This window comes from Rhodococcus sp. RCBS9 (genome assembly GCF_029457415.1).
Lineage (GTDB): Bacteria > Actinomycetota > Actinomycetes > Mycobacteriales > Mycobacteriaceae > Rhodococcus_F > Rhodococcus_F qingshengii.
This window is the reverse complement of the sequence record NZ_CP120422.1, coordinates 4,570,898-4,586,827: the sequence shown is the minus strand read 5'-3', so window position 1 is coordinate 4,586,827 and position 15,930 is coordinate 4,570,898. Positions and strand designations below refer to the sequence as shown.

General features: G+C 61.7%; 1 protein-coding gene (running past one end of the window). It reads right to left on the bottom strand.

Annotation, left to right across the window (positions count from 1 at the left end):
• Nucleotides 1-29: 29 nt before the first annotated feature.
• Nucleotides 30-15,930: the 3' portion of a non-ribosomal peptide synthase/polyketide synthase gene (locus P0M12_RS21545; RefSeq protein WP_277376796.1), read on the bottom strand. It continues 12,887 nt past the right edge of the window; the window shows 15,901 of its 28,788 coding nt (coding positions 12,888-28,788); the start codon falls outside the window, past its right edge — the gene reads right to left on this strand; its stop codon occupies nt 30-32.

The window sequence follows — 15,930 nt, the reverse complement described above, 5'->3', positions numbered from 1 at the left end:
GGAGGCGTTCACTGGGCAAATACTGAATGTTACCCGGCCGTACCCCCACGGCCCGCTGACACCGACTGTGCGTCAGCTATCACCGAGCTCACAAGTGTGGCGAGACCGTCGACGCCAAGTGCCGGCAGGATGCCCGGAACAAGTCCGGCGAGCGACACAGAAACCAGAGCATCGGGGGCGAGAGCAGCCCCCATGGCGGTACGCATGGCAACGAGCTTGGTCGACAACTCACCGAAGGTGACAGCCTGATCACCGTGGGTGAACGCAATTGCCTCAGGATCGGCGGCCGCCGCTGCGGCTGCCAGTTCGGGTAGGTCCGCCGCGGACTTCGGCTCGGCAGCGCTCGCTTCCTCGCGTTCCTGCTCGGTCACGATGTCGATCGTGCGAATCACGACCCCGGGATCGGTCACCAGTTCTTCGAGCACCCGCCCGAATCGCGCCGCAAAAAGCGCGATGGTCGATTCGTCGAACAGGTCGGTCGCATAGGTGAAACGCATCCTCAGCCCGGACAGCACCCCGGCATCGTCGAATTGCTCGATACCGGTGAGCTGCAGATCGAACATCGCCTGGTCGAAACCGTTGTCGACCGCAGAGAGCTCGAGGCCCGGGAGCTGGAACGTACCGAGAGCCATGTTCTGGAAGGTGAGCATGACCTGGAAGAGCGGCGAGTATGCGTGAGAGCGCTCTCGCCCCAGTTCGTCGACCAACCGCTCGAACGGTACGTCGGCATTGGCGAATGCCGACAAGTCCTTGTCCTTCACGTGTGCCAGAACGTCGACGAACGTCGAAGCAGGCGCGATCTCCGTTCGCAAGACCAACGTGTTGACGAACATCCCGACAAGATCGTCGAGCGCCCGCTCACCTCGACCCGCGATCGGCGTACCGATTGCGATGTCGTTCGATCCACTCATCTTCGCCAACAGCACGGCCAGGGCAGTGTGAACCACCATGAAGACTGTCGAGTTCTGCTCCCGTGCGATCGTCGCGAGCCGGTCCGTGGTCTCGGAATCGACGGCAAACTCGAATTCCGCACCGCGCATGCTGGCCCGCGCCGGCCGCGGCCGGTCGGTCGGCAGTTCCAGAAGCTCCGGAGTGCCCTTGAGCTCGTTCACCCAGTGCGCGAGTTGACGGCCCAGCTGACTGTCCGCGTCCTCCGGCGATCCGAGGACATCACGCTGCCACAGCGTGTAGTCGGCGTACTGCACCTCGAGCGGAGCCCACTCCGGGGTCTCCCCGCCGGTACGTGCGGTGTACGCAACCATGGTGTCTCTGATCAACGGAGCCATCGAGAAGCCGTCACCGCTGATGTGGTGAATGACAACGACGAGGACCCGCTCGGATTCGTCGACCTCGAAGAGACGGATTCGCAACGGAACGGCTGTCGTGACATCGAAGCCCTCGCGAACTGTGTCAGCCACCTGCTCGGCGACCGACGCTTCGTCGGTTGCGATCACTTCCAGTCCCACCGCCGCTGCGGAGCGAGGCAGGATCATCTGAACCGGTCCGTTGCCCCGGTCCGGGTATACCGTCCGGAGCACTTCGTGACGCTCGATCAGATCCGACACCGCTGAGTGAAGTGCGTCGACATCGAGTGCGCCGGACAGCCGGATCGCGACGGGGATGTTGTACGCACCCGAGGTCTTGTCGAACTGATTGAGCACCCACATACGTTGCTGCGCCAACGACAGCGGAATCTCGTGCGGACGCACCTGAGCCACCAACGGTGGGCGGCCACCAGATCCCGCGTGTTCGAGAACCCTCGACGCCAATGCCCCGACAGTCGACGCCTCGAAGATCACGCGGACCGGAATCTGCGCGTCCAACGCCTCACCCAGCCTCGACACGACCTGCGTCGCGACGAGAGAGTTTCCGCCGAGCTCGAAGAAGTCGTCGTCGAGTCCGACCCTCGCCACACCGAGTACGTCAGCGAACACACCCGCCACGATCTCTTCGACGGGGTTGGTCGGCGCACGGAATTCGGTCGCCTCGAATTCGGGGTCGGGCAGGGCTTTGCGATCGACCTTGCCGTTGATGCTGAGCGGTAGTTCGTCCAAGACCATCAATGCCGCCGGCACCATGTAACTCGGCAACTCAGCCACAAGAGTCCGCTTCAAGGTTTCGACATCGATGCTTTCCCCGCTTTGAGGAACGACGTAGCCGACAAGTCGATCACCGATACGCGCATCCGACTTGGCCACCACCACAGCGGAGTCCACGCTGGCCTGCTTGCGAAGAAGCGCTTCGATCTCACCGAGTTCGATGCGGTAGCCACGGATCTTGACCTGGAAGTCGGCGCGCTCCACGTAGTCGAGTTCGCCGTTCTCCGTCCACCGGACGAGGTCGCCCGTGCGGTACAACCGCGAACCCGCGTCACCGAAGACGTTGGCCACAAATCGTTCCGACGTCAGATCCGCGCGACCGTGATAGCCGCGAGCAAGCTGGGCACCGGCGAGGTAAAGCTCCCCGGTGACTCCGACGGGGACCGGATGCAAACGCGTGTCGAGCACGAACACCTGCGTGTTCCATTCGGGGGCACCGATCGGCACCGAGGTCGTATCGTCCGAACCGACGACGTGCGCTGTCACCGAGACGGCGGCCTCGGTCGGACCGTACAGATTCACCAACTGCGCGTCGCTGAGTTCTGCGAACTCGGTCGCGGTCGCGGCCGGCAACGCTTCACCGATCGCAAGCACCTGACGAAGTGATTCCGGAAGGCCATTTTCCGATGCCGACTGCAACATCGCGAGCATCGACGGCACCGCGTGGAGCGTCGTGATCTTCTCCCGGGTCATCAGGTCGAGCAGGTAGCTCGGGTCCTTGTGACCTTCGGGTTCGGCAATCACCAGTCGTGCACCGGAAGTCAGTGCCGACCAGAACTCCCAGACCGAGAGGTCGAACGTTGCCGCGGTCTTGAGCACCATCGCATCGGATCGGTCCAGGCTGTACTGATCGCGCTTCCAGAGAATCTGGTTGACCACCGCCTGATGCGAGATCGCGACGCCCTTCGGTCGCCCCGTCGATCCCGACGTGAAGATCACGTAGGCGGTGTTGCCCACTCGCAGTGGAGCAATCCGATCCGCATCGGTAACCGTCGCTTCCGCGTAGGACGCGAGATCGATCGTGTCCACCTCGATCACGGAATCACCGAACGCCGGATTCTTCGCAGTGGTCGAGGCGGTGAGGACGCAGACCGGATCTGCCATGGTCAACACGTACTCGATGCGGTCCGCCGGGTGGTTCGGATCGATCGGTACGTATCCACCACCTGCCTTCACCACCGCGTACATGGCGACCAGCAGTTCGACCGATCGCTCGATTGCCAACGCGACCAACGACTCCGGACCGACACCGGTTGCAATCAGATGGCGTGCGAGACGGTTCACACGTGCATCGAACTCGGCGTAGGTCAGCGACGTGTTCCCGGCGATCACTGCCACCGCACCCGGGTTCGAACCGACCTGCTCGTCGAACAGTTCGACCAGAGTGACTCCCGGGACGGAGTGATCGGTCTCGTTCCAGCGGTTCAGGATCCGGTCGCTCTCGGACGAATCCAGCAGCGCGAAGTCGCCGACGGTCAACGACGGATCGGACGCGATCTCCGCGAGCAATCGCACGAATCGATCGGCGAAGTCCTGCACGGTCGACTCGTCGAACAGATCATGCGCGTAGCTGAACATCGACGTGATGCCGGCTGCAGATCCGTTCGCGTCGTACCGATCACTGACGATCAACTGAAGATCGAACTGCGCGACCCCGTTGTCGATATCGACGCCCTTGACGGTGAGCCCCGGAAGCTCGAGCCCTCCGGTTTCCATGTTCTGGAAGAGGAAGCCGACCTGATAGAGCGGATGACGAGCGGTCGAACGTGGTGGGTTGAGCACCTCCACGAGTCGCTCGAAAGGAACGTCCGAATGTGCAAATGCTTGAAGGTCGGTCTCCCTGACACGTCCGAGCAGGTCGAGGAACGGCGCGCCGCTGTCGATCTGCGTACGGAACACCAAGGTGTTCACGAACATGCCGATGAGATCGTCGAGTGCCCGCTCACCACGTCCTGCAATGGGTGTACCCACCGCGATGTCCTCGGTTCCGGACAGTCGAGCCAACAACATCGCGAACGCAGTGTGCGTGAGCATGAACAGCGTCGAATTGTTTGCCCTGGCAAGACCGCTCAACCGAGCATGCAACTCTGCATCGATATCGAAGTGCAGGTAACCACCGCGGAATGACTGCGTCGCGGGGCGCGGCCGGTCGGCGGGAAGTGCAAGCTGATCAGGCAGCCCGGCAAGAGCATTGCTCCAGTACGCAATCTGCTGCGAAGCAATAGATCCCGCGTCTTCCTCACTGCCCAGCACCTCTCGCTGCCACAGGCTGTAGTCGGCGTACTGAACGTCGAGAGGAGCCCAGGACGGTGTGTACCCGGCAACCCGCGAGGCGTATGCGGTCACGACATCCCGAGCGAACGGTGCCATCGAGGAACCGTCGGCGGAAATATGATGAATCGCGACACCGAGTACGTATTCGTCGGAAGCCAACTGGAACAACCGGATACGAATCGGAATCTCGCGTGTGACGTCGAAGCGCGTCGACGCCAGCGCGACCAACTCACCTTCGAGTTCGTCCACGCCAGTCGGTTCTGCGACGATTTCGTCCGACCAACTCGACACGGGCTTGACGACCTGCACCGGACCGTCTCCGATTTCCGGGTAGACGGTTCGAAGTGATTCGTGCCGCCCGATCACATCAGAAATCGCCGCGCTCAGCGCCGAGACGTCAAGATCGCCCTGAAGGCGCAGCGCCATCGGGATGTTGTATGCCGCTGCACTCCCGTCGAATCGGTTGAGGAACCACATACGCTGCTGCGCCAACGAAAGCGGAATCCGCTCTGGCCGCTCGACCGCGGTCAGCGCGACTCGCCCACCCGACCCGGTCCGGCTTTCGGCGTGCGCTGCGAGATCCTGCACCGTGGATGCTTCGAACAGAACTCGAACCGAAAGTTCGGTGTCGAGAGCATCGGCGATTCGTTTGATCGTGCGAGTGGCGTTGAGAGAGTTGCCGCCGAGCTCGAAGAAATCGTCATCGAGACCCACACGATCAACACCCAACACCTCGGCAAACACCGACGCAACGATCTCCTCCACCGCCGTCACCGGAGCCCTAAACACCGCAACCTCGAACACCGGCTCCGGCAACAACTTCCGATCCAACTTCCCCGAAGCATTGAGCGGCAACGCATCCAACACCACAAACTGCGACGGCACCATATACGACGCCAACCGCTCCCCCACACCCACCTTCACCACATCAACATCAACCGAAGACCCCACCGCAGCAGTGACATACGCAACCAACTGATCACGCCACACCACCACCACCACAGAACCCACACCCACCTGATCCCGAACCGCAGCCTCGATCTCCCCCAACTCGATCCGCTGACCACGCAACTTCACCTGAAAATCACTACGACCGACATACTCGAGCTCACCCGACACACCGATCCACCGCACCACATCCCCCGTGCGATACATCCGCGAACCCACCCCACCGAACGGATTCGCCACAAACCGCTCCGCCGACAAATCCACCCGCCCGAAATACCCACGAGCGACCTGCACACCCGACAAATACAACTCACCCGCAACACCCACCGGCACCGGACGCAACCGCGAATCCAACACCAACACCGACGAATTCCACACCGGAGCACCCATCGGCACCACCACACCCACACCATCGAGCGGACCCGCCGCCGTCGCATGCACCGTGAACTCCGTCGGACCATACAAATTATGAACCTCAACCGACGGCAACACCGACAACACCCGACCCACCACCGACGCCGGCAACGCCTCACCCGCCGCGAAAATCACCCGCAACGAACCCAACCCACCACCACCGAGACGCGAAATCGTCGCCTCCGACGTGTCGACCAACTGATCGACGAACACCTCCAACATCGACGGCACAAACGAGACCATCGACACCGACTCCGCCGCCACCACCGACGCCAAATACCCCGGATCCCGATGACCGTCATGAGTAGCCACCACCAACCGAGCACCCACCGCCAACGGAACAAACAACTCCCACACCGACACATCGAACGTCACCGGAGTCTTGAACAACACCACATCAGAACCCGACACCGCATAACGCTCCGCCAACCACGACACCTGATTGACCACACTGCGATGACTGACCGCCACCCCCTTCGGCCGACCCGTCGACCCCGACGTGAAAATCACATACGCCGTATTCCCCGACCGCAACGGCGCAACCCGATCCACATCCGAGACAGGAGCATCCGAAAAACCAGACACATCAACAACATCAACCTCGACCACCGGCACCACACCAGCATCGAAACCAACATCAGAAGTACTGACCACACACACCGGCGACGCCGCCGCCAACACATACCCATTACGGTCCGCAGGCTGATCCGGATCCACCGGAACATACCCACCACCAGCCCTGAGCACACCGTAAACCGCAACCAACAAATCAACCGACCGACGAACCGCAACACCCACCAACGACTCCGGCCCCACACCCACCGAAACCAAATACCTGGCAAAACGATTCACCCGAGCATCGAACTCCGCATACGACAACGACACACCCTCGAACGAGAGCGCTACCGCATCCGGAGACGCCGCCACCTGCGCATCGAACCCGTCCAACACCGACACACCCGCAACCTCACGAGCCGTATCATTCCACCCCTCGAGCACCAACGAACGCTCAACAGAATCCAAAATATCAACGTCACCAACACGCACCGAAGGATCGGTGGCTACGGAGGAGAGCAGTCGAAGAACTCTGTCCAGCAACGCAGTTGCGTAGTCGGCATCGAAGAAGTCCGGTAGGTACCGCAGCGTCAAGTGCAACTGCTCGTCGAGTGCGATCAGCAGGGTCAACGGGTAGTTCGTGGAATCGTCCGAGGCAATGTCGTCGATCATCATTCCGTCGAGAACATCCGCCTGTGCGGCGAGGCCCTCACGGTCGACCGGGTACGACTCGAATACAACCAACGTGTCGAACAGTGTTCCGACGTCCGCTGCTTTCTGGACATCGGTCAAACCGAGATAGTGATGATCAAGCATTCTCGCCTGCTCGATCTGGACCCTGGCAACCAATTCTTCGACGGACTCCGCGGCGTCGAGGCGCACCCGCACGGGGAGGGTGTTGATGAACAACCCGACCATCGATTCGACGCCGGTGAGCGCCGGTGGCCGGCCGGACACTGTTGCACCGAAGACAACGTCGTCGGTTCCGGTCAACGCACCGAGCAGGACCGCCCACGCGCTCTGCACGATCGTGTTGGCGGTGACCCCGAGTCGTGCGGCCAGAGCGGTGAGCGCCGCGGTTGTCTCCGACGACATCGACACGTTCAGCTTCTGTGACAGCGCGGTGAATTCCTGTCCGCCTGTGACCTGAGCAAGCAGCGTCGGCTCTTCGACGCCGGAAAGCACATCCGCCCAGGCTGTGAGTGATCGATCACGATCCTGATCGACAAGCCACGCCAGGTAATTGCGATAGCTACGCACACGCGGAAGAACCGAGTCGTCACCACGCGTCGCGTACAGCGCCAACAGGTTCTGCAAGAGCAGTGGCACCGACCAACCGTCGAGAATAATGTGGTGATTCGCCACCACCAAGCGATAGTCCCCCTCCGCCATGGTGACGAAGGTGAACCGAATCAACGGCGGTGACGCCATGTCGAAGTGTGTCGCCTGGTCAGCCGTCAAAACTTCGTTCAGAGCTGCCTCACGGTCGACGGCCGCAATATCGCTGAGATCGATGTTCCGCCACGGGACTGGAACGTCTTCGAGGACTATCTGGACCGGCGTTCCGTCGTCGTCGGCCGTGAATGCCGTTCGCAGGTTCGCATAACGGTCGATGATTCCCTGTGCTGCAGTGCGCAAGCGGTCGGCATCCACCTTCCCGGACAGAGTGAGAATCATCTGCACCGAGTAGAGGTCGACGCTGGATTCTGCCAACATCGCGTGGAAGAGCAAACCGGACTGCAGCGGTGCCAGGGGCCAGATGTCGGTCACCGTACCGAATCGATTCTCGAAGCCGTCGATATCTCGTTGGCTCACGGAGACAAGCGGCACGTCGGACGGTGTGAGTCCACCGGCTCCGACGGAGCGAGAATGCTCCGCCAGGGCAGTCAGTGCTTCGACCCAAATCTGTGCAAATGTCTCGACACTCTCGCCGTCGATGGCACCGACGGGGTATGCGAAAGAGGCCTCCAGAACAGCACCGTCTGCGCCGTCGTTGACGATCGCATTGATGTCGACGACCTTGTTTGCGGGCATGTCGACGTCTTCGGGTGCCGACACGTTGGCGAAATCGCCGGCCGGCAGCCACCCGAGTCCCTCGACGCCTGCCGGAAGATCCTCGGCGACAACTCGTCCCAGGTAGTTGAAGCTGACCTGTCCCCCGGCGAAGCGAGAAAGCACTGCGCGCGTGTCTTCGTTCAGGTAGCGCAGCAGTCCGTACCCGACGCCCTTGTCCGGGATCGCCAGAAGCTGTTCCTTCACTGCTTTGATCGCGTGTCCCGCCGAATCACCTCCGGCGAAAGCGTCACCCAGATCTACCTCGGAAAGATCGAGACTGATCGGGAAGGCAGCGGTGAACCAGCCAACGGTCCTTGACAGATCCGCGCCAGGAATCACGGCTTCTTCGCGACCGTGGCCCTCGAGTTGCAGCAAGGCAGACGTCGAGTCGATTCCGGCTCGGCGACGCCACTCGATCAGCGCGAGTGCCAGTCCAGCGAGCAGGCCGTCGTTGGCGCCGCCGTTGAAAACCTCCGGCAGCGTGGTCAACAGAGTCTCCGTCACCTGAGTGGGGACCGTCACGCTTATCCGCTGAACCGTTGCCGCAACGTCGACGGCAGAGTCGTACGCCCTCTTACCCAGCACCGGGTCCGGTGTCTGCAACACCTTCCGCCACGTATCCAGCTCGGCCACACGCGAATCCCGATGGGCCTCTTCGGACAAAGCATGAGCCCAGCGTCGCATCGACGTACCGGTCGGCTCGAGAGCAACATCCCCCGTCGTTCCGGCTACATCCCCCGTCGTTCCGGCTACATCCCCCGTCGCTCCGCTCGCCCCGGCCATCTGAGCCGCAGCCGACACCAGATCCGGAACGATGATTCGCCAGGAGACCCCGTCGACGATCAGGTGATGTGCAGCGATGATCAAGCGCCCGGTGCGAGTGGGACCGAAGTCGACCCACACGAACTGAACCATTACGCCGTCCGCCGGATTCAACCGGCCGAGAGCCTCGTCGAGGCCCTTGGAAGCCGTGAGAACAATTGTCGACTCGTCCGCAGCCGCGTCGACATCGACGCGGCTGAGCAGATCCTCGACGTCCACGGTTCCGGGCTCGGAGACCGACATCCCCCATCCGCGACCGTCGGAGATCAGCCGCGAGCGGAACATGTCGTGGTGGTCGACGACTGCAGCGAGTGTTCGCACGATGTCGGCTCGCTGCACTCCGAGTGGAAGCTCGAGAGTCATCGTCTGTGTGAATCGGTTGTAGCTGCCACCGCGCTCGACCATGAATCGTTCGATCGGCGTCAACGGCATCCAGCCGACTCCACCGCCCGGCAACTCCTCGAGCACCACCGCGGCCTCGACGTCGGCGGCATACTTCGCCACTTCGGCCAATGCCGCGACAGTCTTGCTCTCGAAGACGTCACTGGGTGCGAATACGACCCCACGTGCCTTCGCACGAGAGACGAGTTGGATGGACATGATCGAGTCGCCGCCCTGAGCGAAGAACGAGTCGTCGGTGCCGATGCGATCCAGGCCGAGAACGTCCGCGAAGATCTCGCTCAGGATTTGTTCCATCTCGGTGACCGGGGCGCGGAATTCCTTGGTCTCGAAAACCGGTGCTGGGAGCGCTTTTCGGTCCAGCTTGCCTGCCGGACTGAGCGGCATGTCCGAGGAGACCATGACCGAAGCCGGAACCATATGGGCCGGAAGGGTTCTGGAGACGAATTCGATCAATTCCGCCGAAGTGACCGAAGCGTGCTTTCCGGTGAACACGTACGACACCAGCGCCGGGGCACCCGACGGCAGGGTCGTACCCATCGTCGCAGCGAACTCGACCTCGGGGTGTGCCGTCAGCGATGCATCGATTTCGCCCAGTTCGATACGGAAACCGCGAATCTTGACCTGGAAATCGTTGCGGCCCACGTATTCCACGGCGTAGGTGGAGGGTGCCGTTCCAGCGACCCAGCGCACCACGTCACCGGTTCGGTACATTCGCTCGCCCGGATTACCGTGCGGGTTTGCCACGAATCGATCGGCACTCAAGCCTGGACGACGATGATAGCCGCGGGTCACCTGAGGACCGGACAGATACAGCTCGCCCGAGACTCCCAGTGGAACTGGATTGAGTCGTGTGTCCAGGACGAATGCTGCCATGTCACCGATCGTGGCGCCGATGTCCATTCGGTCACCGGGCAGAAGCGGAACGCTGACGTTCGTCACGATCGTCGTCTCGGTCGGGCCGTAGACATTCAGGAATGTCCTGGGAGCCGAAGCCGACGTGGCCGATCCGTCCCCTGTCGTCCACTTGCTGATCAGTTCCGGCGAATACGCTTCGCCACCCACGCCTACCACCGTCAGGTCGTCCAGGCCGCTCGGGTCCATCGACGCCAGGGCAGCGGGTGTGATGAACGCATGCGTGACTCGTTCGCTACGGAACACCTCAGCCAGTTCGTCGCCGCCGTACACGCCAGGCGGGACGATGACCATCGTCGCGCCGGTGGCCACCGCGAGGAACAACTCGAGCATCGACGCGTCGAAACTCGGTGACGCGAAGTGCAATGTCCGCGAGGTGGGCTTCACGAGGTAGTGCGCGGCCTGCGTGACACTGAAGCTCGCCAGTCCCGCGTTGGTCGCGACAACGCCCTTCGGCAGTCCTGTCGTGCCGGAGGTGTAGATGACCCAAGCCGGATGAGCAGTCGTCAGTGCACGGACACGTTCCTCGGCATCTATTGGCGCTCCGGACACTCCGGCGATCATCTGTTCGCCGAGCGGTCCGTCCACGACCAACCACTCGACGTCGTCGGCGAGATTCGGACGTTCGACGTCGAGGGTCAGGCCAACCTTCGCACCCGAGTCGCTGAGCATGTGCGCGATACGGTCTGCCGGATAGTGCGGATCGATCGGAACGACCGCTGCCCCGGTCTTCGACACTGCCCAGACCGCGAGTACCGATTCGACGGATCTCGGAATCGACACCGCCACAAGATCTTCAGCCCCGAGACCACGGTTGATCAAAACGCGGGCCAGCCTCGACGACCACTCGTCGACCTCGCGATACGTCATGGACCTACCGGCCGCGGCCTGCGCCGTGCCGGGGTAGCGCAAAGCGACGTTGTCCGGGTAGCGCGCAGCAGCGTCGGCAAGAATCTCGGCCAACGGCGCCTGCGCTACTCCTGACGAAGCCCTTTGACTCGTCAGAACCTCACGCTCGGACGCGTCGAGGATTTCGATGTCACCCACTGAAGTTGCGGGGTCCGTCGCAATTCCGTTCAGAATGCGCATCAATCGTGCGGCGAATCCGCGGACGGTCGATTCGTCGAACAGATCCGTCGCGTACGTGAACGTCGCCGACAGCCCTTCTGATACCTCACTGATCGTGAGCTGCAGGTCGAACTTGGCCACGGTCTCGTCGATTTCGAACTCGGCCGCCGTCAGACCGGGCAGAGCCAACGAGTTCTGCCCCAGGTTCTGAAATGCCAATGCCACCTGGAACAGCGGGTGATGTGCCCTCGACCGAACGGGATCCAGCACTTCCACGAGCCGCTCGAACGGAAGGTCCGAGTGCGCGAACGCCTGAAGGTCGGTTTCCCGAGCCGAGGCCAGAAGTGTTGTGAACGCCGCCGAAGGATCAACCTCGGTACGCAAAACCAGGGTGTTGACGAACATTCCGATCAAATCGTCGAGTTCGGATTCACCTCGCCCGGCCATCGGTGCACCGATGTTGATGTCCGTTGTTCCCGACAGACGAGCGAGAAGCGACGCCAGAGCCGCATGGACCACCATGAACATCGACGCATTGTGTTCCCGGCCCACGCTGATCAGCCGCTCATGCAATTCCTGACCGATCGAGAATTCGAATGTCGCTCCCTGACCGGAGAATACCGCCGGCCGAGCCCGATCCCCCGGAAGATTCAACTGTTCGGGCACGCCGTCCAGTGCTTGCGCCCAGTAAGTGATCTGTTGCGCGATGACGGACTGCGGATCGTCCTCGGACCCGAGAACCTCACGCTGCCACAACGAATAGTCGGCGTACTGCACCGGCAACGGCGTCCAGGTCGGAGCCTGGCCGTTGGTTCGGGCGTAGTAGGCGGTCATGACGTCGCGGGTCAACGGGCCCATCGAGAAACCGTCGGTCGAGATGTGATGCACCACGAATACCAGAACGTGCTCGTCGGCCTTGATCTGGAAAAGCTTGGCGCGCAACGGCACCTCGGCCGTCACGTCGAAGCCTGCCGCTACGAAGTTCGTTACCTCGGAAACGATCTCCGAATCCGAGACTGAGGTTGCAGCGAGGTTCACGTCGACATCAGCCGGTGCAACGATCTTCTGGTAGCCGACGCCGTCGACCTCGGGGTAGACCGTGCGCAGAACCTCGTGACGGCCGATAACGTCGGCGACCGCTTGCTCCAGCCCCAAGACGTCCAGTTCTCCGGTGAGAGTTATCGCAACCGGGACGTTGTTCCCTGCCGAGCTCGTATCCAACTGGTTGAGGAACCACATGCGCTGCTGCGCCAACGACAACGGAACCCGAACCGGACGCACCTGCGCAGTCAACGCCGCACGTGAACCGCCACCGACATGAGAACCCAAACGAGCAGCCAACGCCTCCACCGTCGACGCCTCGAACAACTCCCGCACCGACACCGAAGCATCCAACGCCTGACCCAACCGAGACGTCACCTGCGTCGCAATCAGCGAATTACCACCGAGCGCGAAGAAATCATCATCCAAACCAACACGCTCGACGCCCAGAACATCCGCAAACGTCTGCGCAACAACCTCTTCCACCACCGACGTCGGAGCACGGAACACCGCAACCTGCAACGACGGAACCGGCAACGCCCGACGATCCAACTTCCCGTTCACCGTCAACGGAATCGAATCCAACACCACAAACGCCGACGGCACCATGTACTCCGGCAACAACGAACCCACCGACACCCGAAGATCGTCGACCGAAACGCTCACACCCGCAGCCGGAACCACATACGCCACCAACCGCTGATCACCCGGAGAATCCTCACGAACAACCACCGCCGTCTGCGCCACCGACACATCCGCCAACACCGCAGACTCGATCTCACCGATCTCGATCCGGAAACCACGGATCTTCACCTGATCATCCGCGCGACCCAGATACTCCAAATCACCAGCACTGTTCCACGACGCGACGTCACCCGTGCGGTACAACACCTCGCCGGCATTGAACGGATTCGCCACAAACCGCGTCGACGTCAACCCCGCCTGACCCAGATAACCCCGAGCCAACTGAACACCAGAGACATACATCTCACCCGCGACACCAACAGGCACCGGAGCCAAACGCGTATCGAGCACGAACACCTGCAGACCCGAAATAGCCTGACCCACAACACTCGCCGACGCATCCGCCGCCAACGCAGCATCCAACACACGATGGCTCACATGCACCGTCGTCTCCGTGATGCCGTACATGTTCACCAACGTCGGCGCGAAGTCACCGCGGCGGCCGTACCAATCCGACAAGCGACGCAACTCGAGCGCCTCGCCGCCGAAAACAACCCACCGCAACGACAACTCAGCAGCCCGACCGGATTCCGACGCCAACCGATCAGCCTCGGCCAACTGATAGAACGCCGACGGCGTCTGATTGAGCACCGTCACCCGCTCAGCAGCAAGCAACTCCAAGAACTGCTCCGGCGACCGCGACGTCACATAATCCACAACCACCAACGTGCCGCCGTACAACAGCGGACCCCACAACTCCCACACCGAGAAGTCGAACGCATAACTGTGGAACATCGTCCACACATCGGATTCGTCGAACCCGTACACACCCTCGGTATTCGCAAACAACTTCGCCACCGTCGTGTGCGGAACCTGCACACCCTTCGGGCGACCCGTCGAACCCGACGTGTAAATCACATACGCAACATTCGACGACCGCAACGGCGCAACACGATCCGCATCCGAAACCACCGAGCCATCGAACTCCGACACATCCACCGCGTCGATATCAACCACCGGCAAACCAGCGGGCAACACCAACTCACGCCCGGACCACGAAATCGCAGCCACCGGAGCAGCATCAGCCAACATGAACTCGACACGATCAGCCGGATACGACGGATCCACCGGCAAATACCCCGCACCGGACTTCACCACCGCCAACAACGCCACCACAAGATCCGCCGACCGCGGCAACGCCACCGCCACCAACGACTCCGGACCACAACCCTGAGCAATCAACCTGCGCGCCAAACGATTAGCCCGCACCGACAACTCACCATACGACAACGACTCGCCACCGAACCGCACCGCAACCCGATCACCAAACCGCGCAGCAGCATCATCGAACCACGCCGACAACGTCGAATCCACACCACTGTCGACACCCGTGTCGCTCCATGACAGAACGCGATCCAACTCACAGGCGCTCATAACATCCACGTCGCCAACGGCAGCGGCCGGATTCGCGACAACGCCACGGAGGACGGACACGAACCGATCAGCGAACTCGGCCGCTGTCGACGCGTCGAACAGATCCGTCGCGTAGGTCAGGGTGCCGGACATACCGGCGTCAGCGGCGTCTTCAAGTGTGAATTGCAGATCGAACTTGGCCAGTGCTGCGTCGAATTCCACAGCAGCGGCGGTGAGTCCGGGCAGTTCGAGAGCACTCTGTCCAAGGTTCTGGAACGTCAACGCCACCTGGAACAACGGATGACGAGCCTGCGAACGAACCGGATCGAGAACCTCCACCACACGCTCGAACGGAACATCCGCATGCGCGAACGCCTGCAAATCCACCTCACGCGCCGACGCCAACAACTCGGCAAACGACATCGACGGATCAACCTCGGTACGCAGCACCAAGGTATTGACGAACATACCGATCAGATCGTCGAGCTCGGCTTCACCACGACCCGCGATCGGGGCACCGATCGCAATGTCGGTCGTCGCGGACAGTCGTGCCAACAGCACCGCCAGAGCCGAGTGAACAACCATGAACGGAGTTGCGTTCGTTGCCTTGGCCAGTTCGTCCAGCTCAGACCACAGCTGCGGTTCGATGGTGAAACTGTGATTGGCGCCGCGCCCTGAAGCAATCTCGGGACGCGGACGATCACCAGGCAGATCCAACTGCTCCGGAAGATCAGCCAACGCATCCGACCAGAACGCAATCTGCTTCGCGATCATGGACTGCGGATCGTCCTCGGACCCGAGAACCTCACGCTGCCACAACGAATAGTCGGCGTACTGCACCGGCAACGGCGTCCAGGTCGGAGCCTGGCCGTTGGTTCGGGCGTAGTAGGCGGTCATGACGTCGCGGGTCAACGGGCCCATCGAGAAGCCGTCGGTCGAGATGTGATGCATCACGAACGACAACACGAAGTCGTCATCGGCGACCTGAAAAAGCTTGGCGCGCAACGGAACCTCGACAGTAACATCGAAGCCCTGGGCGAAGAACGAATACAGCTCCGCCTGGATTCGGTCGTTTGTGACGCGTTCTGCGCCGAGATCGATCGAGACATCTTCTACCGAGCAGATCTTCTGGTAGCCGACGCCGTCGACCTCGGGGTAGACCGTGCGCAGAACCTCGTGGCGGCCGATAACGTCGTGAACTGCCGAATTCAGGGCCGCCAGATCGAGCGCACCCGTGAGCCGA